Genomic DNA, 22675 nt, shown 5'->3' with positions numbered 1-22675 from the left:
CCCCGCGCGTGACGCGGCGCGCGCCCGGACCTCAGGACGCGGGAGCGTCCCAGACGCCCTGCGGCGAGCGGTACCAGGCGAGGCCGAGGCGGTCCCAGTACGCGCCGTGCGCCGTGAGCCGGCGCGTGAGGTCGGCGAGGTCGCGGCGCTCCGGCGCGCTCCACGCGACCTCCGCGACGGCGGCGAGGCGCGGCAGCAGCATCGTCGTGAGGTCGTCGAGCGTGCGCAACGTCTCGGTCCACACGGCCGCCTCGACGCCGATCACCGCGCCGTCCGGCAGGCCGGGCAGGAACTCCTCCGGCTCCCACGCGTAGGCGTCGCGCAGTTCGACGTGCCCGGCCCACTCCAGCCCGAGCGGGAAGTCGGCGTCGTACTTCATGTCGAGGTACACCCGCGACCCCGGCGACAGCAGGATGCGCGCACCGCGCTCGGCCGCCGCGACGAACGGCGCCGGGTCGACGCGGTCGTCCCACAGCTGCACGACCGTGCCCGGCGGCAGGCCGTCGACGTGCGCGACCTCCTGCCAGCCGACGACCGCCTTGCCGTGCGCGGCGACCGCGTCGGCGGCGGCCCGGACGAGGCGCGCGTACTCGTCCGGCGCCATCGTCAGCACCTCGTCGCCGCCGACGTGCACGTACGCACCGGGCGTCATGCGCGCGAGGTCGCCGAACACGTCCGCGAGGAAGGGGTGCGTCGCCGGCAGGTCGTCGTGCAGGCGCGAGAAGCCGACCTCGATGCCGAGGTACTCGTCGGTGGGACGCCCGTCGGGGTTCAGCTCGCCGTACGCGTGCTGCGCGGCGTTGACGTGCCCGGGGACGTCGATCTCCGGCACGACGCGGACGCCGCGGGCGTGCGCGTAGGTGAGTATCTCGTCCCAGTCCGCCGCCGAGTAGTGCCCGCCCGGGTCCCCGTCGACGGAGTGCGCGCTCGAGCGCCGCACCAGCTCGGGCCGCGACGGCAGGTCGAGGCGCCACGCCTGGTCGTCGGTGAGGTGCAGGTGCAGCACGTTCAGCTTGTAGTGCCCGAGCAGGCCGATGACGACCTTGAGGTCCGGCACGCTCACGAAGTGCCGCGCCACGTCGAGCGACAGGCCGCGCCACGGGTACCGCGGCGCGTCGACGACGCGCACGGCCGGCACCTCGACGCCGCCGGCGGGCAGCTCGCGCAGCAGCTGGCGCAACGTGACGACGGCGTGCACGAGGCCCTCGGGCGTGCGGGCCTCGAGGCGGACAGCGTCCGGCGTGACGACGACGCGGTAGGCCTCGTCGCCGGGCGGCAGGGTGTCGTCGGCGGCGTCCGTGCCCGCGGACGTCCCGGCGTCCGGGAGCAGGCGCACGTGCACCGCGCCGGGGACGCCCGGGTCCTCGAACGCGAGCCGGACGGCGTGCCCGGCGGCGCGGCCGAGCACGTCCGCCGCCAGCACGGCGGCCGGCACGGCGGGGTGCTCCGCGAGGTCGTCGACGGGGGCGCCGGCAGTGTCCACGACGACGGTCGTCGCGGCCGAGACCACGTACGGCGGGGCGTCCGCGGGCTCGGCGACGAGAGGGGCGGGAACCACGGGCACGACGTCGGGCACGGGGAACTCCTCCTGGTGGGGTGGCCGGCACCCGCAACCTACTCGTGCGGGGCGGTCCTGGGCGCGTGTCCAGCCTCCGGCGGGTCCCGGATATGCGTCCTGACGTGGGCCGCGACCCGTTCGACAGGCGCGACGGGCCCGAGTGCCCTAGTTTTCTCACGTCACGGAAATTGACCCTTGACTCGATCTGAGGAGTGTGCATGGGCATCACCGGCATCATCACCGCGATCGTCATCGGCGCGATCATCGGGGCGCTCGGTCGCCTCGTCGTCCGGGGCAAGCAGCACATCTCGATCCTGGCGACCATCGTCATCGGCATCGTCGCGGCCCTCATCGGCACGTGGCTCGCGCAGGTCGTGGGCGTCGAGACGACGGACGGCATCGACTGGATCGAGCTCGTGTTCCAGATCGGCCTCGCGGCGATCTTCGTGAGCCTCTACGCGGGCTGGGCCGGCAAGAACCGCCGCTGACCCCGGACCACCACGGGCCGCACGGCGGCCGCCTGACGACGACGGGCCCCTCCTCCGGGAGGGGCCTGTCGTCGTCCGTGGGCGGTGCGCGGGGCGGTCAGCCGAGGACGACCACCAGCTTGCCGAGCGCCGCGCCCGCACCGACCCGCGCCAGGGCGGCCGGCGCGTCCTCGAGCCCGTAGGTGCGCTCGACGTGGACCGTCAGCTCGCCCTCCGCGCAGCGCGCGCCCACCGGCCCGAAGGCGCGAGGCCCGGTCGGGACCGCGGCGACGCCGACCCGGCGCCCGGTGAGGACGCCCGCAGCGGCGCCCACCGTGGCGATCCCGAGCAGCGCGGCGACCGTCCCCCCGACGGCCTCGTACCATCCGCCCGGTGCGAGCGCGCGCCGGCACGCGAGCGGCGACCGACGGGCGACGAGGTCGATGACGAGGTCGTAGGCGCCACGCCGCCGCAGGGCGTCCTCGCGGCGGTGGTCGACGACGTCGTCGGCGCCGGCCGCGCGCATGAGGTCGAGCTTCGCAGCCGCGTCGACGCCCGTCACGTGCGCACCGGCCTGCGCCGCCAGCTGGATCGCGAGGACGCCCGACCCCCCGCCGCCGCCGTTGACGAGCACCCGGGAGCCCGCCCGCACGTGCCGGACCCCGTGGGCCGCGATCGCGCCGGGTTGCGGCAGCGCCGCGGCCTGCACGACGTCCAGCCCCTCCGGGCGGTGCGCGAGGGCCGTGACAGGTGCGAGCGCGTACTCCGCGAACCCGCCCTTGAGGCCGAGCACGTCGCCGTAGACCTCGTCGCCGACCGCGAACGTCTGCGCGCCGGGCCCGACCGCCGCGACCCGGCCGACCACGTCGGACCCCAGCACGCGCCGCGCCGGCGCCCGCAGCCCCCCGAGGCGGGCGTACGCCGGCGCGCCCGTCAGGCACTCCCAGTCGCTGAGGTTGACCCCGGTCGCGGCGACGCGCACGAGCACCTGCCCGACGGCCGGCTCCGGCACGGGCAGGTCGACGAGCCGCAGGACGCCCGGCGGCCCGTACCGGTCGTACGCGACGGCTCTCACGTCCGGACCCGGCGGGCTCTCACCCCGGGAACGTAGCAGCGGTCCCGGCCGCGCCGGGGTGCGTGCTCGGCCGCCCTCAGCGCCGCGTCGGCAGCGTGAGGACCTCGGCGCCGTCCTCCGTGATGGCGACCGTGTGCTCGCTGTGCGCCGTGCGGCAGCCCGTCACGCTGCGCAGCGTCCAGCCGTCGGCGTCGGTGACGAGCTCGTCGGTGTCGGCCATGACCCACGGCTCGATCGCGAGCAGCAGGCCGGGACGCAGCGTGTAGCCGCGGCCGGGGCGCCCGTCGTTCGACACGTGCGGGTCCTGGTGCATCGTCGAGCCGACGCCGTGCCCGCCGAACTCGAGGTTCACCGGGTAGCCGCCGCCCTTGAGCACGGTGCCGATCGCGTGCGAGAGGTCGCCGACGCGCGCGCCGGGCCCCGCCGCGGCGATCGCGGCCTGGAGCGCGCGCTCCGTCACGTCGATCAGCGCGAGGCTCTCCGCCGGCCGCGCGGACCCGACGACGAAGCTCACCGCGGAGTCGGCGACGACGCCCTGCAGGGAGACCGCGAGGTCGAGCGACAGCAGGTCGCCGTCGGCGAGCACGTAGTCGTGCGGGCGGCCGTGCAGCACCGCGTCGTTGGCCGACGTGCAGATGTAGTGGCCGAACGGCCCGCGCCCGAACGAGGGGGCGTAGTCGACGTAGCAGGACTGCGCGCCCGCGCCCTCGATCATCTCGCGGGCCCACCGGTCGATCTCGAGCAGGTTCGTGCCGACCGTGGCCCGCCCGCGCAGCGTCTGGAGGATGTCGGCGACGAGGGCGCCCGTGCGCCGCGCGCGCTCCAGCTCCGTGGGGCTGAGGATCTCGATCAAGGCGGGCACCTTCCGTGCGTCCGTGGCGACGGTCCGACCACCGCGGACGGGACCCGCGGGACCGACGACGAAGGGCCCGTCCCGGAGTTCACCGGGACGGGCCCTTCTGCGGTGGAGCTGAGGGGATTCGAACCCCTGACCTTCTCATTGCGAACGAGACGCGCTACCAACTGCGCCACAGCCCCTTGGAGCGAGGAACACGTTAGCACCACCCCGGCGTCCGGCGGAAACCGGCCGCGTGTGGCGGGGCTCACGGCGCCCGCAGGCCCCTGACCGGCGGCGTCGCCCCGCGCGGGCTCACTGCCCGGCGGCCCGGCGGCGCGCCAGCACCGCGTTCAGGTCGATGCTGCCCGTGGTCTCCGCGACCGGCTCGAGCGGCGCCGCGGGCGCCGTCGGGGCCGTCTCCGCGGCGGTCTCCGTCGCCTCCGTCGACGCGTCCGCGGGACGGCGCACCGTCGACGCCTCCGCGTCGCTCTCGGCGAGCGGGGCCGGCGTCCGGCGGGGCGCCGGGGCCTTCATCGTGTACGTGGGACGCGGGACCGGCACCGGGGACCACGCCTCGGCGTCGGCGTCCGCGGGCGCGTCCGTGGCGGCCTCGTCCGTCCGGGCCCCGTCCGTGCGGGCCCCGTCCGTGCGGGCCCCGTCCGTGCGGGCGGGGGCCGGAGCGCCGGCCGTCGCGCCCGTGCGGGCCGTCACGTCCGCGGCAGGGACCGCCGCCGTCGGGGCCGTCATCGCCGACCGGCGCACGACGGGCGTCGAGCCGGTCGCGTGCCGTGCGGGCCCGGTCTTCTCACCGGCGTCGGCGACGATGCGCTCGAAGACCTCCGTGTGCGCGTCCGACGGGCGCACGGCGTGGCCCGTGACGAGGGGCACCGGCACGTCCGCCGGGACGGCACCGCCGCGCACCGCGGGCACCGCACCGGTCGCCGGCCGCGCCGCCGCACCGGGGGACGGGCGGACCGTGCGCGTCGCACCCGTCCGCGGACGCGCCGCCAGGCGCTCCTCGCGCTCGATCGTCGCCGCCCACGCCTCGTCGGCACGGTGACCCGCGACGACCGCGCGGCGGCCCAGCACCGTCACCGCGCCCAGCAGCGCCGTCGGCACCGCGCCGGCCGCCCACGTCGCCGCCGGGACGACGCCGGTCACGACCCAGCCGGCCACCGACGCCACCAGCAGCAGCGTCGCCAGCAGCCCGCGCCGGCGGGCCGCCGCACCGCGCCGGGCGGTCGCCGCGGCACGCGCTGCACGGGCCTGCGCGAGACGGCGCGCCGCCTCGGCCGAGATGCGCTCGGGTGTGGCGTGCGGTCGGTCCACGGTCGTGCCTCCTGTCGCCGTGCCGGCGCCGACCGCCGGCACACCCGTCCCCGGGGTCAGCAGCAGCGCCGTCGTGCTCGGCCCCGCCGTCGCGGTCGTCAGCGCCGGACGCACGGTCCGGCCGACGCCCCGCGACACCGCGACCACGCGCAGGCCGGCCGAGAACCGGTCGTCCGCGCGCGCCTCGAGCAGCCGCTGACGGTGCCGCAGGTGGTGCGGCACCAGATACGCCGCCCACAGGCCGACGAGCGCGAGCGCCACGAGGCCTGCGAGATCGTTCACGCAACGACGGTAGGGGCGGCCCGGCCGTCACCGCCGCAGGAATGCGGCGTGTCGTGCGACGACACGCGAGAACAGGGTCCCGCCGGGCGTCGCACGGTCCGAGGGGCGCCCGGACGTGCCCCGTCAGGCCGACGACCGCCGGCTCGCGTGCCAGCGCTCGCGCAGCCCGCCCGGGACCTCCTCCACCGTCAGCGCGAACGTCCGGTGGTCGCACCAGCGCCCCTGGATGTGCAGGTACCGCTCGCGCACGCCCTCGTCGCGGAAGCCCAGCTTCTCCACCACGCGCAACGACGGTGCGTTCTCCGGGCGGATGTTGATCTCCACGCGGTGCAGGCGCAGCACGTCGAAGCAGTGGTCCGTCGCCATCGCCACCGCCGTCGGGATCACGCCCCGCCCCGCGACGTGCTGCGACACCCAGTACCCGATCGACGCCGATCGCAACGACCCGTACTGGATCGACGACACCGTCAGCTGCCCCACCAGCTCGTCGCCGTAGTCGACCGCGAACGGCAGCGCCGACCCGTCCCGCGCCTGCGCCGCCAGCGCCCGCACGAACTGCCCGAACGTCGGCCGCGGCCCCCGCACCGGCTCCGGGCTCGTCGCGTCCCACGGCTCCAGCCAGCCCGCGTTCGCCGCGCGCAACGCCATCCACGCGTCCGCGTCGCGCCGCCGCAGCGGCCGCAGCCGCACGTCACCGTCGACCAGCTCGACGGGCCACCCCACGGCCACGCTCACCCCTCTCGTCCACGGGTCGGGGCGAGGTTCCGCTCCGCTCCCGGCACGTGACGCTCCGCGGTCCCGCACCGTCCGCTGCGCTGCACCTCACCCCTCCAGTCCATCGGTCGGTGCGAGGTTCCGCTCCGCTCCCGGCACGTGACGCTCCGCGGTCCCGCACCGTCCGCTGCGCTGCACCTCACCCCTCCAGCACCAGGCAGTGCACGACCTGGCCGGCACGCACCGATCCGTCCGTCTCCCCCACCACCGCCAGCGCGTTCGCCTGGGCGAGGGCCGTCGTCGAGGGGGCCGCCGGGTCGCCGAGGGGCGTCACGCGGTAGCCCTCCTCGGGCGAGCCCAGCACCGTCGCGGGCACGAACTGGCGCAGCCCGGGCGGCGACGCCCAGCCGTGCGTCGCCGCCGCGGGCACCGACGGGCGGAACAGCTCCGCGTGACCCGCCATCGCCCGCAGCGCCGGACGCACGAACACCTCGAACGACACCTGCGCCGCCACCGGGTGCCCCTGCAGCGCGAACACGGGCACGCCCTGGTCGTCGTCGCGCCCGCCGACGCCGCGGCCCACGGTGCCGAACCCGTGCCGCAGGCCCGGGGTCATCGCGACCTGGTCGAGCCGCACCGTGCCGAGCGGCGCGAGGACGTCCTTGACGGTGTCGTGGACGAGCTCCGAGAGGCCGCCCGTGAGCACGACGAGGTCGGCGCGCACCAGCTGGTCCTCGAGCGCCTCCCGCAGCGTCGCGCGCTCGTCAGGCACCACGCCGACGCGCACGGGCGCGGCGCCGGCGTCCCGCACCGCGGCCTCGAGCGCGTGCCCGTCGGCCTCGAAGACGGTCCCGGGACGCGCGGCGGTGGTCGGCTCGACGAGCTCGTCGCCGACCGACAGCAGCACGACGCGGGGGGTCGGGTGCACGGGCACGCGCCCGCGGCCCATGGCGGCCGCCAGCGCGATCTGCCGCGCGCCGAGGCGGGTGCCGGCGGTGAGCACGACCTCGCCCGCGCGCACGTCCGCCCCCGCGTGCCGCACGTGCTGCCCGGCCAGCGCGGGGCGCTGCAGCGCGACGCGGGCGGTGCCGCGGTCGGTCTCCTCGATCGGCACGACGGCGTCCGCACCCAGCGGCAGCGGACCGCCCGACGCGACCCGCACCGCGGTCCCGGCGACGTGCCGCAGGCCCGCCGGGGAGCCGGCGTGCACGTCGTGCGCGACGGGCAGGTCCGGCACGCGGTCCCCCGCCCCGGGCAGCGTGTCGTGCGCCGCGACCGCGTAGCCGTCGCGCGCCGCGACCGGCACCGCGGGCACGTCGACGGGCGCGACGACGTCCGCGGCGAGGATGCAGCCGGTCGCGTCGTGCAGCACGACGTCCAGCGGCGCGACGGGACCCACGGCCGCGAGGACGGCCGCGAGGTGGTCCTGCACCGATCTCATGCGCGCATTCTGCCTGCTGGTCGGTACGCCGCAGGCCGGCGCGCGATCCCCGCCCGGTCGCGCGTCGCCGCCGACCGGATCGCACGCCACACCGCCCGTCGACCCCACGCCGGCGCCCGGCTGCGCCACACTGGACCCATGAGCGCCGTCGCCCAGCCGTCCTGGCACTCCCCTGCCGAAGGTGGTGGAGGGGGTCGCGGCCGGCGGCTGGTCGAGGAGCACCGCACCGACGAGCGCGCCGTCGTGCGCCGCCCGACGGCCGCGGAGGCCAAGGACGCCCTGCGCCGCCGCGTGCGCACGCAGCGCGGTCACCGCTCCCCGCGGCTGTGCGAGGAGGCCGCGGCCCGCCTCGCGGAGGTGGTGCTCACGATCCCCGAGGTCGCCGCCGCACGCTGCGTCAGCGTGTACGCCTCACGGCCCCTCGAGCCCGGCACGGGCCCCGTCCTCGAGGCGCTCGCCGCGCGCGGCGTCCGCCTGCTGCTGCCCGTCCTCGGCACGGGCCTGCAGCGCGACTGGGCCGAGTACGCCGGCGCCGAGGACCTGCGCGAGCGCGCCCCCGGCCGCCCGCCGGAGCCCGGCACGCCGCCGCTGGGCGCCGACGCCGTGGCCGACGCGGACGTCGTGCTCGTGCCGGCGCTCGCCGTCGACGGCGTCGGCACGCGCCTCGGTCAGGGCGGCGGCTGGTACGACCGGGTGCTCGCGCACGTGCGGCCCGGCGTGCCCGTCGTCGCGCTCGTGCACACCGACGAGGTGCTCGACGCGCCGCTCCCCCGCGAGCCGCACGACCGGCCCGTCACGGCCGTCGCGACGCCCGAGCGCTGGTGGCGCGTGGAGCCGGCGGACGCCTGAGCGCCCGGGTCAGTCGCCCGGGTTCGTCGTCCGCGTCAGTCGTCCGCGGGCACGAGCGTCTGCCGGTCGACCGCGTCGGCCTCGACGGCCGCGTCGGAGAACGGCCACGCGAACTGCTCGCCGCGTGCCCACGCGGGCAGCTGGTCGTCGTAGTGCGGGCTCGCCGGGTGCCCCGACGTGCCCGTGAGGTTCACCCACGTGGACGAGTCGAGGTCGCCCAGGTCGACGACCATCCGCATCGACGGCCCGCTCGTGACGGCGAAGGAGCCGGAGGCCGCGTCCCACCCGGTGGCGTCGACGACCGACGAGCCGCCGCCGACGCGCTGCGCCGGCGGGTTGACGAGCGAGCGGACGACGCCGGGGACACCCTCGCCGCCGAGCACGAGGTGCTCCGGCGCGGCGACGTGCAGCTTGCCCCACGCCCAGTCCTCCGTGCGGCTGCCGAGCGTCGCGGTGAGCTCGTAGCGTGCGTCGGCGAGCGCGCGGGACAGGATCTCGTCCCGGCCCTCGACGACGCCGGGTGTCGAGCGGTCGTCCCACCACGGCGACGTCGGCTCCGCGAGGATCGTGCGGACGACCTCGAGCCAGCGCGAGTCACCGGACGGCGCGTGCCCCTCGGGCAGGTCGTCGGCGAACGTCAGGTCCAGCAGGTCCGCCCACACGGCCGCGAGGTACGCGGCGGCGGCGGAGTCGGCCGACGCCACGCGGTCCCAGCTGCGCAGGAGCTCCTGGCCGTCGGCGGCGAACGGCTCGTCGAGGTCGATCTCGAGCAGCGTCGGCACGAGCACGTCCGCGTACGGCGTCCGCCGGTCGGTCTGGATGCGGGCCATCGCCTCGGCGTCGAGCGTGCGGCCCGCCTCGATCTCCGCCGTCAGCAGGTCGCGGATCCGCTGCGCGCGGTACCCGTAGTCGGTGTCCTCCGCGAGGAACGGCCCGACGCCCGCCGGCGTCACCGCCTGGTTCGCGGCGACGACGAACCCCTCGGCCGGGTCCAGCGCCCGCGGCATGTCGGCGGGGTCGACGAACCCCTGCCAGTCGTAGCGCGAGTCCCAGCCGGGGCGCGGCCACGTGCCGTCCGACGGCACCGGCGACGCCGGCACGTTCGCGCGCAGCGGGATGCGCCCCGGGGCCTGGTAGCCGATGTGGCCGTCGGTCGTCGCGAACACGATGTTCTGCGACGGCACGTCGAGCATCGCCGCGGCGGCCGCGACGTCGTCGGCGTCGCGCGCCGTCATCATCGCCAGGACCGCCTGCGCGGTGCGGCCCGGCTGGAGGGCCGTCCACGCGAGCGCGACCTCGAACCGGCGGCCCGGCGCGCCCTCCGGCACGGGCGCGCGCGCCAGGCCGCCGACGTCCAGGACGTCCGAGACGATCGGCCCGTGGCGCGTGCTGCGCACCACCAGCTCGACGTCGTCGCCGCCCGCGACCTCGATCGTCTCGGTGCGCTCCGCGACCGGCTCGTGCCCGCCGTCGACGACGACCTCGCCGTCCTCGACGCGCTCGAGGAAGAAGTCGGTGACGTCCGCGCCGAGGTTCGTCAGGCCCCACGCGAGGTCCGCGTTGTGGCCGATCACCACGCCGGGCAGGCCCGCGAGCGAGAAGCCGGAGACGTCGAACGGGCACGCGTCGTCGACCTGCGCGCAGCGCAGCCCCACCTGCGACCAGATGCCCGGCGCCGAGATCGACAGGTGCGGGTCGTTGGCCAGCAGCGGCGCGCCCGACGCCGTGTGCTCCCCCGCGACGACCCACGAGTTGGAGCCGACGCCCTCGCCGTCGCCCACGAGGTGCGGCACGGCCGCGAGCGCGCGGTCCGCGGCGACGAGCGCCTCCTGCAGGTCCGCGTCGGCGAGCACGTCCGTCAGGTCGACCGCGTCCGCGACCGGGGCGGCCGTGCGGCCGGCCACCGCCGCGGCGTCGAGGATCGGCAGGTTGCGGTCCTGCGGGTACGCCGGGAAGAGCTGCTCCACGCGCGCCACGTCCTGCACCGACTGGTACGTCAGCGCGCGCGACAGCTCCTTGTCGTAGTTGGCGCGCAGGTCCCACGCCATCGCCTTGAGCCACGCGAGCGAGTCGACCGGGTCCCACGGCTCCGGGCGCTCGACCGGGACGCGCTGCCCGAGCACCGTGTACTCCATCGCGAGGGCCGCGGTGTCGCGGTCCTCGAGGTACGCGTTGACGCCGGCGGCGTACGCCTCCAGGTGGGCGCGCGCGTCGGCGGGGAGCACCGCCCACTCCTGCTCGGCGACGCGGCGCCAGCCGAGCGTGCGGACGACCTTGTCGGCGGCCAGCGCGTCCTCGTCCGCGCCGACGAGCTCCGAGAGCCGCCCCGCCGTGACGTGCCGGCGGTAGTCCATCTCGAAGAACCGGTCCTGCGCCGCGACGTAGCCCTGCGCCGCGAACAGGTCCGCGGGGGTCTGCGCGACGATCGTCGGGACGCCGCGCGCGTCGCGCGTGACGTGGACCTCCTCGGCCAGGCCGGGGACGGTCTGCTCGCCCGACACCTCGGGCAGCGGCCGGCGCAGCACGACGGCGGCGATGAGGGTCGTGGCCAGCAGCGCCACGACGACGACGGAGGCGACGACGACGAGCGCGGTGCGCAGACGGTGGCGGCGGGGCACGGGGGAAGGCTAGTCCCCGCACCGGCGCTTGACTCTGCGGGTACTGTTGGCACTCGGACCTCGAGAGTGCCAGCGCGTCCCGCGCACGGCACGCGCTGTGTCGGCGGGACCCCCGCACGCGCACCCGTGCCGGCGCGTCAGCGGCCGCACCCCGGGGTCGTCCAGCCCCCTGCCGGGCGCACGCCCGGCGCACGAGTTCCACGGGAGTCGGCCAGTGCCCACCTACGCCTACCGGTGCACCGCGTGCGAGCACGCCTTCGAGATCCAGCAGTCCTTCAGCGACGACGCCCTGACGGTGTGCCCCGAGTGCGAGGGCCGCCTGCGCAAGGTGTTCTCGTCGGTCGGCGTCGTCTTCAAGGGCTCCGGCTTCTACCGGACCGACGCGCGCGCGGGGAAGACGTCGTCGACGCCGGCGTCGTCGTCCGGCGCGTCCTCCTCGTCCAACGGGTCCTCGGGCTCGTCGGACGGGTCGTCGTCGGGCGGCTCGTCGTCGGGCGGGTCGTCGTCGGGCGGGTCGTCCGCGTCGACGAGCGGGTCCGCGACGTCCGGCGCGTCGACGTCGTCGGGCGGGTCGTCCTCGACGACGAAGGCCGCCTCCGCCTGACGCGACGCGGGCGCGGACGCGCGGGGTCGTCGGGACGCGCGGCTCGGCGGCAGCAGCCGGCGTGCTGAGCCGACCACAGCCCACGCGGAGATGTCCGGCGTCCACCGGCGGCGGTCGCACGCCGTCCGCCGCCGCGGCGCACGCCTACCGTCCCGGTCGTGCTACCCCTCGCCGACCTGCGGACCGACGACCCGCCGACCGCGCCGCCCCCGTTCCCGCACGTGCGCGCGCCCGCCGGCGTGCGGCTGCGCGGTGCGCTCTGGCGGTGGCGTGCGCTCGTCGCCGCCCTCTGCCTCGGCCTGGCGGCGGCCGTGACCGTGCAGGCGCTGCGTCCGGCGCCGCCGCCCACCGCGCCCGTCGTGGTGCTCGCCCGCGACGTCGCCGCCGGCACCCCGATCGGCGCGCTCGACGTCGCCGTCGCGCGGCTGCCGCCGACCGCGGTGCCCGCCGGGGCGCACACCGCACCCGCCGACGTCGTCGGCGCCGCTCCGGTCGTCGACCTGCCCGCGCGCCAGCCGCTCACACCGGCGCTGCTGGGCGGCGGCGCCCCGGCCGGCCCGCCGGGCACCGTCGTCGCCGCCGTACGCCTCGACGACCCGGCGGTGGCCGCGCTCCTCACGCCCGGCGCGCACGTCGACCTCGTCGCCGCGCGGCCGGAGGGCGGCCCCGGCGAGACCGTCGCCCGGCGCGCGCTCGTGCTGCCCGGCCCGGCGGCGGACGCCGACCCGGGCGGCGGCCTGCTCGGCGGCACGGCCGGTGCGGCCGACGCGCCCGTGCTCGTGGCCGTCGCCCCGGAGGAGGCGGTGCTGCTCGCGGAGGCGTCGGCGGCCGCCCGCCTCGTCGCGGTCGTCGTGCCATGATCGCGCCGAGGACCACGGACGACGGGAGCACGGCATGAGCGAGCAGGCACGCGAGGGTCTGCGCGGGGCGGGCGACCGGCTCCGCGCGGTGGGCGGCAGCGAACCCGTCAAGGGCGTCGCGAAGGTGCTGCAGGGCTTCAAGGACTTCGTCTCGCGCGGCAACGCCGTCGAGCTGGCCGTCGGCGTCGTCATCGGCGCGGCGTTCACCTCGATCGTCGGCGCCGTCCAGGAGGGCCTGCTCAGCCCGCTCATCGGGTGGCTCTTCGGTCAGCCGAACCTCGCGGAGCTGTGGGACCTCGGCCCGTACTCGTGGCGCGAGGGCGCCGACATCGCGCCGATCCGCGTGGGGCTGATCCTCAACGCGATCCTGCAGTTCCTGCTCACCGCGGCCGCGATCTACTTCCTCATCGTGCTGCCGCTCAACGCGCTCGCCGCCCGCCGCAAGAAGGGCCAGGAGGACGAGCCGCAGGCGCCGAGCGAGGACATCCTGCTGCTGCAGGAGATCCGCGACCTGCTCGCCGCGCAGGCGTCCCCCGCCGTCGCGAACGACGCCGGACCGGGCGCGGAGCCCGGCACCGGCCCGGGCACGGGGACGGGGACGACGCCCGGCTCCACGCCGGGCACCACGCCGCCGAGCCGACCCACCGGTCGTGACGTGCCTCCGAGCATCCCGCCGGGTGGCGGCCCCGTCTGACGGCCGGCGCCCGCCGGCGGGCGCCGTCACGGCGGCGCGCCCGAACGGCGCCCCACCGCGTGGCGCCGCGCACCGTGCCGGTCACCAGTGCGGCGGTCGCTCCCGGCGCAGCCGCTCCTCGTTCGTGGACGGCTCGTCGCGGCCCCAGCCGCGGTCGCCGTCGTCGGCGGACCGCGTCGCGGTCCAGGGGTCCGGTGCGTCGACCGGTGCGGAGGCATCGGCAGGCGCCGCCGCCGGTCGTCGCTCGACCGGCGTCGGCGGTGCGTCCGGTGCCGCGGGGACGGTCGAGCGCAGCACGGACTCGTCCGTGCCCACGGTGCCCGGCGGACGCACGGCGCGCCGCGGTGCGCGGCGCCGCGGCGCAGGGGTCGGTCCGGTGCCCGTGCTCATGCGTCGATGGTCGCGCGGACGAGCCCGGTCAGGCGAACGCGCGCGCCACGGCGGCGCGCACCACGGTGTCGACGCGGTGGCTGCGCCGCGTGATGCCGAGCTCGGCACGCAGCGCGTCGGCCAGGCCGTCCCGCGTGCGGTCCTGCCCGTCCGACCGCAGCCACCGCACCAGGTCGTCGAGCTGGTCGTCGCTGTAGGCGCCGATCGGCAGGCCCGGTCGCACGTCCGGGCGCGGCTGCGTCCGCACGGCGAGCACGAGCTGCTCGCCCGACGTCGTCGCGGGCTCGCGCGGCGTGCGCGCGGGCGGGGTCGCGGGACGCAGCGCGGGCGCCACCGGCGTCGCGCCGGTCGCCGGCGCGGTGACGGGCGTCGCGCCGGTCGCCGGACGCACCATCGGCACACCGCCGCTGCCGGGTGACGCCACCGCGGGGAGCACACCCGTCGGCGTGCGGACCACCGGCGTCGCACCGGTCGGCGCGGGCACAGCGGGCGTCGCGCCGGTCGGCGCGGGCACAGCAGGCGTCGCACCGGTCGGCGCGGCCGGCGCCACCGGTGTCGCACCCGTCGCGGGACGCACCACCGGCACCGCACCCGTCGCCGCCCGCACCACCGGCACCGCACCGGTCGCGGGTCGCGCGGTCACGTACGGCCGCACCCCGACCTCGACGTCGTCGGCGTCGGGCGTGTCCCGCACGACCGCCGGCACGGGACGCGACGGCGGCGCGGCCGCCTCGGGCCGGCGCTGCACGAGCCGCGCGTGCACCGCGCGGCGGATGCGGTCGACCTCGGCCTGCGGGTCGAGGAACGCGGCGGCGGACCACACGCGCACGACCGACCAGCCGAGGCGCTCGAGGCGGTCGGCGGCGAGCCGGTCGCGGACGCGGACGCTGGGCTCGCGCACGTAGTCGTCGTCGTCGGTGAGGACGGCGACGAGCATCTCGTCGGGCAGCTCGGGGTGGCCCACGACGAGCGGGATGCGCACGCCGCCGGGCACGCCGTGGTCCACGTCGACGACGAGGCCGTGCTGCCACAGGCGCTCGGCGAGGTCGAGGACGAGCCGGTCGGGGTCGGCACCGCCGGTGGGACGCTCGCCGTGGGGGTCGGCGGCGCGGGCGTCCGCCTGCCCGCGGTCGGCCGCGAACCGCAGCAGGTCGGCGAGCAGCCGCGGGCCGCCGTCGCGCACGCGCTCCGGGTCGAGGTCGTCGGCGCCGAAGCACGACACGACGGTGAGACGGTGACGCGTCGAGCCGAGGGCGTCGAGCAGGAGCGCGTCCCCGCCGGCGCGGCTGACCGGGCCGAACGAGTGCAGCACGCGGCGGTGCGGCGTCCGGCCCAGCCCGAAGGACAGGATCACGGCCTCGCGGCGCAGTCCCGCGACGTTCGCGACGTCGACGACGACGAAGGGCTCGGGCCGGCCGGCGTCGAAGAAGGACGCCAGCGCGGGGTTGTCGCGCACCTCGGCGAGCACGACCTCGCGCACCGCGTCGGCGTGCCGCGGCGAGACCGTGACGACGGCGAGCGACTCGTCGGGGTGCTGCAGCACGTGCTCGACGACGAGCTCGAGGACGCGGTCGACCTCGGCGCGCGTCGAGTCGACGGTCCCGCTCGTCGGGTCGGGCATGCCCGTGCCGTCGACGACCTCGAGGTGCACGAGCGGCTGCGCGGACGGCAGCGGCGTCGGGACGAGCACGCCGGCGTACCCGTGCGCGGCGAGGAACGCCGTGAGGTACGGGTCGCGGCGGGACGCGTCGGCGTGCAGCGCGACGGACGGCAGCACGTCGGCGAGCTCGCGCACGGAGGACCCCGACGCGCAGCGCGCGTCGCCGACGACGACGACCTGACGACCGCGGGCGATCGCGGGCAGCGCCGCCTCCACCGGCAGGTGCGCGGCCGCGTCGACGACGACGAGGTCGACGGTCCGCGCGGCGGGCAGCACCTGCGACACGAGCATGGGCCCGGCGACGAGCACGGGCCGCAGCCGGCGCGCGACGTCGGGGTAGCGCCCGACGGTCTCGCGCACCGACGTGATGCGGTCGTCGACGAGCTCGGCGAACAGCCCCTCCGCCTGGTCGCGGTGCTGGCGGACCACCCCGGCGACGCGCGCGAGCGCCGCGGCGAGCACGGGTGCGGTGCGGCTCGTCACGTGCGCGCGGTCGAGCTCGGCGTACCGGGCGGACAGGGCGCCGAGCGCGGCGCCGTCGTACCCGGCGAGCGCCGGGTCGGCGGCCAGCACCTGCTCGAACACGGTGCTCCACCACGCCAGGTCGAGCTCGGCGGGCGCGAGGGCCGGGTCGACGCGGCGCGCGGTGAGGTCGTCGACGAGGTCGCCGAGGCCGGCGGCGCGCAGGCCGTGCAGCAGGTGGGTGCGCTCGGGCAGCGTCTCGAGCGCGGCGGCGGTGTCCCGCAGCCGGGTGAGGCGGTCGCGCAGCTCGGGGAACGCCGTCGACGCGAGCCGGCCGCCGCCCGGCGTGCCGGCGAGGACCTGGGCGAGCGCGTCCACGTCCTCGCGGACGGCGCGGTGCTCGTCCTCGATGACCTCGAGCGCGTCGGGCAGGCGCGGCCAGCCGCCGGCGGGGCAGTGCGCCTGCCACACCTCGCGCCGCGCCTGCACCTCGAGCAGCGCGGCGTGCAGGTCGGCGACGGGACGGCCCGGGCGCAGCATGTCCTTCGCCTGCTTGCGCAGCCGGCGGCGCACCCAGAAGCCCATCGGCACGTCGTGCTGCTCGCGCCACTCCTTCGACGCGGTCGCGGCGACCAGGTCCGCGGCGGTGCGCTCGAACACGAGCGGCTGGAAGACGTCGAGCGACGCGCGGACGCCGTCGAGCATGCGCAGCTGCTCGGCCCAGCCGTCGAGGGTCGTCGCGGGCGTCAGGCCCGTCTCGGCCGCGACCTGCGCGACGCGGTCGACGAGCACCGGCAGGGACACGTCGAGCACGCGGTCGAGCCGGCGGCGCACCACCTGGGCGTCCGCGGACGTGCGCAGGTCCGCGCCGAACCACGGCGTGTCCTGCGGGCGCAGCGTGAACGCCTGCAGCTCGCCGGCGCGCACGAGGTCGCGGCCGAGCCGGGTGCGGCGCTCGGCGTCGAGGACGCGCGCCACCTCGGGGTCCAGGCGCACGGTCGTGCGCGGCGTGGGCCGGGCGGACGTGAGCCGGGCGAGCTCCTGGAGCGCGTCGTACGCGGACACGTCCCACGGCGCGCGGACCACGTGCAGCGCGTCGACGTACCCGCGCAGGCGCTCCCGGTGCTCGACGAGGGACGCCCGCAGCGTGTGCACGGCCGTCATGTCGACGGCCGGCGGCTCCAGCGTCATCGCGCCCAGCAGGCGGCGGCCGGCGGCGGTCCGCCAGCCGGCGTGCGGCTCGACGTCGAGGACGAGCTCGCCGAGCCCCAGCGCCTCGAGGCGCGTGACGAGCGCCGTCGCGGCGCGCCGGTGCCCCGGCACGTAGAGGACGGTGCGGCCCTCGGCGGCGGCGTCGGCGACGATCGCGGCGAGCGTGCCGGTGACGTCGGCGCCCGTGGGCGCGTCGACGAAGACGTGCGCACCCGACGCGACGACGTCGAGGACGTGCTGCTGCGCGGGGTCGAGGTCGCCCGCACCGCGCTCCACGGCGGGGTCGCGGTCGCCCGCGACCGGCTCGGGCAGCGGGACCGCGAGCGCCTCGCGCGCGTCGTCGAGGCCCGCGAGCGCCCGCACGACCTCGTGCCGGTCGAGGGCGCCGGCGAGCTGGTCGAGGTCGTCGACGAGGACCTGTCCCGGGTGCACGAACGTCCCGACGACGACCTTCTCGACGAGCGAGAAGTCCTCGAGCACGGCCTCGCCGAGCGACTGCAGGCGCTGCAGGGCCCCGCGCGGGTCGAACCCGGCGGCGGTGAACGTGCCGCGCGCGACCGCGGCCGGATCCAGCAGCGCGCCGTGCCGGCGCAGCGCCCGGGCGAGCACGGGGTTCACCTCGAGCGACGGCTCGAGCGCGAGCTCGTAGTCGCCCTCGCCCGACCCGCGGGCCTGCAGCGTCACCGGGCGCAGCAGCACCGGCGCGCGCACCGTCCGCACCGCGTCCGCACCGCGCGCGGGGCGGGCGTCGCGGGCGTCGGGCGTGCGCCGCGTGACGTGCGCGAGCGCGCCGACGTCGTCCGACGCGAGGTCCGCGGACGACCGGTCGGTCCACGTGGCGACGCCGATCGCGAGCGACGTCGGCGCGATGCCGTACCGCTGCGTGTACGTCGCGGCGCGCGCGCTGACGGCGCGGGCGCGCCGGCGGGCGCTGGACAGCGCCCCGGCCTCGCGCACCAGGTTGGACAGCCGTGTCGCGCGGCCCGCGAAGAGCTGCGCCATGCCGGACGGGTGCGCGGCGGACAGGTCGAGCGCCGCGTCGCCGAGCTGGTCGACGTCGGACAGCGTCGACGCACCGGCGGCCTCGACGAGCGCGCCGCGCCACGTCGCGACGGCGCCCTCGAGGACCTCCGCCGGGGACGGCGGCTCCACGAGCGCGACCGGCGGGCCGGTGCGGTCGGCGTCGGTGACGGCGTCGCCCTCGGCGGGCGCGCCGTCGGGCCCCGGGGCGTCGGCCGGGGTCGTCTGCGGGGGCGAACCGGCCGGGGTCGGTCCCGAGCCGGGCGTGCGGGCGGGGACGGTCACCCTGGCACGGTAGACCGCCGCACGGCGTTCGTCCGGGCGGCCACGCCGACGCGCACGCACCCGGTCGCCGCGTGATCACGCGGCGGACGTGGCGCCGCGGCGTCCGCGTGCCGCCCTGCGGTGGGCCCCGCGGGTGGGCGCGCCGGTGCCGGCACAGGGCACCGCGGGGCGTCCCGGATCTGACATGAGCCCCGACACGAGCCCTGGCACGAGCCCCGACACGACGAGAGCGGGACGGGTAACCCGTCCCGCTCTCGTGGCCGCCGACCGGCGGGAGATTGAGAGACGGTGCGCACCGCGCAGGGGGCAGGCGATGCGCACCGTCGAGTACGAGTGTTGCTCATCGGCCGACGTTGGTCAAACGTCCAGACCGCCCCGCGCGGGTGAATCCGGCCACCCGTCCAGGACACCTGTCCGCCCCCGCCGGACACATCGGACGAAGCGCGTCCCGCACGCCCGCCGGACCCGTCGACGGCGCCGCGCCGCCCCGCGCGGACGCTGTGCCTAGGCTGGGTGGGGCCGGACGACGCCGGCCCGGGAGGGACGGACGTGATGGCCGGCAGGCGCGGTGCCGTGGTCGTGTACACGGCGGCGGTGGTCGCGTACCTGGCGGCGGTCGTGCACCGCACGGCGCTCGGCGTCGCGGGCGTCGAGGCGATCGACCGGTTCGCGCTCTCCGCCACCGGCCTGGCGTCGTTCTCCGTCGTGCAGCTCGCCGTGTACGCGGCGCTGCAGATCCCGGCCGGCCAGCTGCTCGACCGGTTCGGCGCGCGCGTGCTCGTCGCGGGCGGGTCGCTCGTCATGGCCGTCGGGCAGGCGCTGCTCGCGTGGGCGGACGACGTGCCGACGGCGATCGTCGCGCGCGTCCTGATCGGTGCGGGCGACGCCGGGATCTTCATCAGCGCGTGCCGGCTGGTCGCGGAGTGGTTCCCGCCCCGGCAGGTGCCGGTGCTCGTGCAGCTGACGGGCCTGATCGGGCAGTCGGGGCAGATCGTGTCCGCGCTCGGCGTGGCGTGGCTGCTGCACGCCCGCGGGTGGGGCGTGACGTTCGGCACGCTGGCCGTGGTCGGCGTCCTCGTCGCCGCCGCCGCGTGGGCCGGCGTCCGCTCCCCCGCGCCGACGACGCCCGCCGAGGCGATCGCGTCGGCCGCCCGGGCGCGCTTCCTGCACGCCGTCCGCGACGCCGCGCGGCCCGCCGGCACGCGCCTCGGCTTCTGGTCCCACTTCGTCGCGCCGTTCAGCGCGAACGTCGTCGCCCTGCTGTGGGGCGTGCCGTTCTTCGTCACGGCGCAGGGCCGCACGCCGGGCGAGGCGAGCCTGCTGCTGAGCGTGCTGACGGCGTCGGCGATGGTGACGGGGCCGGTCGTGGGCCGCTGGACGGCGCGGCACCCGCTGCGGCGCAGCTGGTCGGTGCTCGCGTCGGCCGTCACCACGCTCGCCGCGTGGGTCTGGCTGCTGGTGCCCGACACGCCGCGGCCGCTGTGGCAGCTCGTCGTGTTCTGCGTCGTCGTGGGTGCGGGCGGGCCGGTGTCGCTCGTCGGCATCGACTTCGCGCGGACGTTCACGGCGGCGGACCGGCTCGGTACCGCGACGGGGTTCGTCAACACCGGGGGGTTCACGTCGTCGATCGTCGGGATCCTCGCGGTGGGCGTCGTGCTGCAGGTCGCGTCGCCACCCGGCGCGACGACGTACTCGCTCGACGCGTACCGGCTGGCGTTCGCGGTGCTGCTCGTGCCGTGGCTCGTCGGGGTGGTGGGCGTGCTGCGCAACCGCCGGCTGGCACGCGCCGACATGGCGGAGGCCGGCACGGTCGTGCCGCCGATCCGCGAGGTGCTGCGCCGTCGGCGGGGCTGACGCCGGCGGTCAGCCGTCCTCGTCGCCGGGCCGGTCGACGCACACCGCGAGGATCGCCACGTCGTCCTCCGCGCCCGTCGGCACGAGGGCGTCCAGCGCGGCCTCGAGCAGCTCGTCGGCCGTCCGCCCGGGCAGCGCGCCGACGACCGCCGCGAGGTCGTCGAGCGACGCGCGCAGCGGCACGCCGCGGCGCTCGACGAGCCCGTCGGTGTAGAGCAGCAGCACGTCGCCGGGGTGCAGCGTCACGCCGTGCTCCGGTCGCGGCGCGCCGAAGCCCAGGCCCAGGAGCGCGCCGGTGCGGCCGGCGAGCAGCGCGGCCGTCCCGTCGGCGCGCCGCACGACCGGCGGCGGGTGCCCCGCCGACGACCAGGTGACCGGGCGCGCGCCGTCGTCCGCCGCCGCGCCGATCCGCGCCACCAGGGCCGTCGCCGTGGCGTCGAGCCCCAGGCCGAGCGCGGTGCGGTCGGTGAGGTCGAGCGCACCGCCCGGGGAGGCGTCGTGCGCGTACGCCACCGACCGCAGGGTGCCGCGGAGCTGTCCCATGTGCGCGGCCGCGCGGATGTCGTGCCCCGTCGCGTCCCCGACGACCACGACGGTCGCGCCGTCGGGCGCCGTGAACGCGTCGTACCAGTCGCCGCCGACGCGCACCTCGCGCGCGGCCGGGCGGTACCGCACCGCGAGCGTGAGGCCCGGCACGCGCGGCGGCGCCGTGAGGATCGACTCCTGGAGCTCGATCGCGGCCGCGCGCTCCCGCTGGAACGCGGCGCTGAAACGCTCGAGCGTCGAGCTCACCGCCATCGCGTGCTCGACGACCTCGGGCAGGCCGTCCAGCGTGTGCGAGTCGCCCTCCCCCGCGTCGCCGGGCTGCGCGGTGACGATGTCGGTGACGTCCTCGACCCGCTCGACGAGGTGCGTGACGCGTCCGGCGGCGTCGAGCACCGGCACGTGCGTGGTGATCCACCACCGCTCCTGCCAGCGGCCGGACGCCTCGTCGCGCACGTCGTACCGGTGCGGTCCCATGACCTCCGGCCGGCCGGTGCGCGCCACGCGGCGCAGCGACTCCACCACGGGCGGCTCGGTGCCGGACGCCTCGGTGCCGGACGCCTCTGTGCCGGACGCCTCCGGTGCGGTCGTCGGCGGGACCGGGAAGGCGTCGAGGACGTGCCGACCGACGACCGCGGAGCCGGGACGCCCCACGGAGCGGAGGAGCGCGTCGTTGGCGTCGAGCACGACCAGGTCGGGCGACAGGACGAGCTTCGCCGAGCTGAGCGCGCCGAACACGGCGTGGTAGTCGACGGTGCGGACGGGGTCGTGGTCGTCGCGGGAGTGGTCGTCGCGGGAGTGGTCGGGGTCCATCGCCACCTCCTGGCGACCGGTGCGCGGCGCGCCGGCCGTACGGCCTGGATACCACCGGCGGGTCCCGCGCACACCTGGGCACCGCGGACGCCCGTCCGTGCGACCGACGAGAACTCGATGCATCTGCATGCATCCGGATGGCACCGCCGGTCGGAAGTAGAGGTGTCAGCACGACACCGCCCGCCCCGCGGGCCGACCCAGGAGGACCCCATGCGCGCTCGACCCCTCGCCGCAGCAGCAGGCTCGTTCGCCGTCGCGGCACTGACCCTCGCCGCCGTCCCCGCGCAGGCCGCCGGCACCGACGCCGCGCAGCTGTCCGTGCTGCACGGCGTGCCCGGCCTCACCGTGGACGTGTGGGTGAACGGCGAGCGCACGCTCGACGACTTCACCCCCGGCACGCTCGCCGGCCCGCTCGACCTGCCGGCCGGCACCTACACCGTCGCGATCACGGCGGCCGACGCGGCCGACGCCAGCGCCCCGGCCATCGGCCCGGTGGACCTCCCGCTCGAGGGCGGGGGCAACTACACCGCCGTCGCGCACCTCGACGCCTCCGGCAACCCGACGGCCACCCTCTTCACCAACGACACCACGCCGACCGCCGCGGGCCAGGGCCGGCTCACGGTGCGTCACATCGCCGCGGCGCCGGGCGTCGACGTCCTCGCGGGCGGCCAGGCGGTCGTCTCGAACCTCACCAACCCGGACGAGCAGAAGCTCGACCTGCCGGCCGGCACGGTCGCCGCGAGCGTCGTCGCCACCGGCACCACGGAGCCGGCTCTGCTCGGCCCGGCCGACGTGGACGTGGCCGAGGGCGCCAACACGATCGTCTACGCGTGGGGCAGCGCGACCGCCTCGCCCGCGACGCTCGCGCTCGCCACGCAGGTCGTCGACGGCCTGCACAGCGCGCCGTCGGGCGTCCAGGCCGGCCAGGTCGGCCTCGTCGACGACACCCGCACCCAGCCGTGGCTGATCGGCGCCGGCGCCCTCGCCGTGCTCGCCGCCGCCGTCCTGGCCGTCACGCGCCGCACCTCCGCGGCGACCGTGACGCGGGGCCGCTGACCAGCGCCCCGGCGCGGGGAACCGCAGCCCGGTGGCGGACGGGGCACGCCG

17 protein-coding genes and 1 tRNA gene are annotated in these 22675 nt (G+C 77.6%); 7 read left to right on the top strand and 11 right to left on the bottom strand.

The genetic code is table 11. From position 1 onward, the window contains the following. Window positions 1–31: 31 nt before the first annotated feature. Window positions 32–1576 (bottom strand): family 20 glycosylhydrolase, encoded by a 1545-nt coding sequence (locus tag ACFUMH_RS11715; RefSeq protein WP_378205183.1) that lies wholly within the window; start codon window positions 1574–1576, stop codon window positions 32–34. 200 nt (window positions 1577–1776) lie between these two features. On the opposite strand from ACFUMH_RS11715, the gene ACFUMH_RS11710 reads away from it, so the two are divergent. After that, window positions 1777–2046, top strand: a complete 270-nt coding sequence (locus tag ACFUMH_RS11710) for a GlsB/YeaQ/YmgE family stress response membrane protein (RefSeq protein ID WP_378205180.1) — start codon at window positions 1777–1779, stop codon at window positions 2044–2046. Window positions 2047–2143: 97 nt separating this feature from the next. Here the strand turns inward: ACFUMH_RS11710 and ACFUMH_RS11705 are convergent, their stop codons facing one another. The 6 genes from ACFUMH_RS11705 to glp form a co-directional block, all read right to left on the bottom strand. Continuing rightward, window positions 2144–3100 (bottom strand): NAD(P)-dependent alcohol dehydrogenase, encoded by a 957-nt coding sequence (locus ACFUMH_RS11705; protein WP_378205177.1) that lies wholly within the window; start codon window positions 3098–3100, stop codon window positions 2144–2146. A 76-nt stretch (window positions 3101–3176) separates the two neighbouring features. Continuing rightward, window positions 3177–3953, bottom strand: a complete 777-nt coding sequence (gene map, locus ACFUMH_RS11700) for a type I methionyl aminopeptidase (RefSeq protein ID WP_378205174.1) — start codon at window positions 3951–3953, stop codon at window positions 3177–3179. 112 nt (window positions 3954–4065) lie between these two features. Then, window positions 4066–4138 (bottom strand) — tRNA-Ala (locus ACFUMH_RS11695). Between the two features lie 112 nt (window positions 4139–4250). Beyond that, window positions 4251–5549 carry a hypothetical protein gene (locus ACFUMH_RS11690; RefSeq protein ID WP_378205171.1) on the bottom strand — a complete coding sequence of 433 codons (1299 nt, stop codon included), beginning with the start codon at window positions 5547–5549 and terminating at the stop codon, window positions 4251–4253. 123 nt (window positions 5550–5672) lie between these two features. Then, complete coding sequence (locus ACFUMH_RS11685) at window positions 5673–6278, bottom strand: GNAT family N-acetyltransferase (RefSeq protein WP_378205187.1); 606 nt, start codon at window positions 6276–6278, stop codon at window positions 5673–5675. Window positions 6279–6462: 184 nt separating this feature from the next. Beyond that, the gene (gene glp, locus ACFUMH_RS11680; RefSeq protein WP_378205167.1) at window positions 6463–7704 is read right to left on the bottom strand and encodes a gephyrin-like molybdotransferase Glp; all 1242 of its coding nucleotides are present in this window, start codon (window positions 7702–7704) and stop codon (window positions 6463–6465) included. Window positions 7705–7842: 138 nt separating this feature from the next. Here glp and ACFUMH_RS11675 point away from each other — a divergent pair, with 138 nt between their 5' ends. Beyond that, window positions 7843–8553: a 5-formyltetrahydrofolate cyclo-ligase gene (locus tag ACFUMH_RS11675; protein ID WP_378205164.1), complete on the top strand. Its 711-nt coding sequence runs from the start codon at window positions 7843–7845 to the stop codon at window positions 8551–8553. Between the two features lie 35 nt (window positions 8554–8588). Here the strand turns inward: ACFUMH_RS11675 and ACFUMH_RS11670 are convergent, their stop codons facing one another. Beyond that, window positions 8589–11171 carry a penicillin acylase family protein gene (locus tag ACFUMH_RS11670; protein ID WP_378205161.1) on the bottom strand — a complete coding sequence of 861 codons (2583 nt, stop codon included), beginning with the start codon at window positions 11169–11171 and terminating at the stop codon, window positions 8589–8591. A gap of 214 nt (window positions 11172–11385) precedes the next feature. Between ACFUMH_RS11670 and ACFUMH_RS11665 the strand changes: the two genes are divergently transcribed. The 3 genes from ACFUMH_RS11665 to mscL all read left to right on the top strand — a co-directional run bounded on the left by ACFUMH_RS11665 (window position 11386) and on the right by mscL (window position 13329). Then, entirely contained in the window at window positions 11386–11775 is a 390-nt protein-coding gene (locus ACFUMH_RS11665; protein WP_378205158.1) for an FmdB family zinc ribbon protein, read from the top strand. 158 nt (window positions 11776–11933) lie between these two features. Next, window positions 11934–12635 carry an SAF domain-containing protein gene (locus ACFUMH_RS11660; protein WP_378205155.1) on the top strand — a complete coding sequence of 234 codons (702 nt, stop codon included), beginning with the start codon at window positions 11934–11936 and terminating at the stop codon, window positions 12633–12635. 34 nt (window positions 12636–12669) lie between these two features. After that, complete coding sequence (gene mscL / locus ACFUMH_RS11655) at window positions 12670–13329, top strand: large conductance mechanosensitive channel protein MscL (RefSeq protein ID WP_378205152.1); 660 nt, start codon at window positions 12670–12672, stop codon at window positions 13327–13329. Window positions 13330–13410: 81 nt separating this feature from the next. Here mscL and ACFUMH_RS11650 read toward each other — a convergent pair whose 3' ends face one another. Both ACFUMH_RS11650 and ACFUMH_RS11645 read right to left on the bottom strand, forming a co-directional pair. Beyond that, window positions 13411–13719, bottom strand: coding sequence for a hypothetical protein (locus ACFUMH_RS11650; RefSeq protein WP_378205149.1), 309 nt, complete (start codon window positions 13717–13719; stop codon window positions 13411–13413). Window positions 13720–13747: 28 nt separating this feature from the next. Next, window positions 13748–18358: a hypothetical protein gene (locus ACFUMH_RS11645; protein WP_378205146.1), complete on the bottom strand. Its 4611-nt coding sequence runs from the start codon at window positions 18356–18358 to the stop codon at window positions 13748–13750. Between the two features lie 552 nt (window positions 18359–18910). Between ACFUMH_RS11645 and ACFUMH_RS11640 the strand changes: the two genes are divergently transcribed. After that, window positions 18911–20212: a nitrate/nitrite transporter gene (locus tag ACFUMH_RS11640; RefSeq protein WP_378205144.1), complete on the top strand. Its 1302-nt coding sequence runs from the start codon at window positions 18911–18913 to the stop codon at window positions 20210–20212. Between the two features lie 9 nt (window positions 20213–20221). Here ACFUMH_RS11640 and ACFUMH_RS11635 read toward each other — a convergent pair whose 3' ends face one another. Next, window positions 20222–21568 (bottom strand): PP2C family protein-serine/threonine phosphatase, encoded by a 1347-nt coding sequence (locus ACFUMH_RS11635; RefSeq protein ID WP_378205140.1) that lies wholly within the window; start codon window positions 21566–21568, stop codon window positions 20222–20224. 210 nt (window positions 21569–21778) lie between these two features. On the opposite strand from ACFUMH_RS11635, the gene ACFUMH_RS11630 reads away from it, so the two are divergent. After that, complete coding sequence (locus ACFUMH_RS11630; RefSeq protein ID WP_378205137.1) at window positions 21779–22624, top strand: DUF4397 domain-containing protein; 846 nt, start codon at window positions 21779–21781, stop codon at window positions 22622–22624. Window positions 22625–22675: the final 51 nt, after the last annotated feature.

The sequence above is a fragment of the Cellulomonas sp. NPDC057328 genome, from assembly GCF_042667215.1.
Taxonomy (GTDB): domain Bacteria; phylum Actinomycetota; class Actinomycetes; order Actinomycetales; family Cellulomonadaceae; genus Cellulomonas.
The sequence above is the reverse complement of the archived record's forward strand: the minus strand, read 5'-3'. Positions and strand labels throughout refer to the sequence as shown.

Bases quoted from the DNA above. Each gene is read 5' to 3' on its own strand.
- ACFUMH_RS11675 (WP_378205164.1), top strand. From the start codon at position 7,843: ATGAGCGCCGTCGCCCAGCCGTCCTGGCACTCCCCTGCCGAAGGTGGT.
- mscL (WP_378205152.1), top strand. From the start codon at position 12,670: ATGAGCGAGCAGGCACGCGAGGGTCTGCGCGGGGCGGGCGACCGGCTC.
- glp (WP_378205167.1), bottom strand. From the start codon at position 7,704: ATGAGATCGGTGCAGGACCACCTCGCGGCCGTCCTCGCGGCCGTGGGT.
- ACFUMH_RS11640 (WP_378205144.1), top strand. From the start codon at position 18,911: ATGGCCGGCAGGCGCGGTGCCGTGGTCGTGTACACGGCGGCGGTGGTC.
- ACFUMH_RS11650 (WP_378205149.1), bottom strand. From the start codon at position 13,719: ATGAGCACGGGCACCGGACCGACCCCTGCGCCGCGGCGCCGCGCACCG.
- ACFUMH_RS11710 (WP_378205180.1), top strand. From the start codon at position 1,777: ATGGGCATCACCGGCATCATCACCGCGATCGTCATCGGCGCGATCATC.
- ACFUMH_RS11630 (WP_378205137.1), top strand. From the start codon at position 21,779: ATGCGCGCTCGACCCCTCGCCGCAGCAGCAGGCTCGTTCGCCGTCGCG.
- ACFUMH_RS11635 (WP_378205140.1), bottom strand. From the start codon at position 21,568: ATGGACCCCGACCACTCCCGCGACGACCACTCCCGCGACGACCACGAC.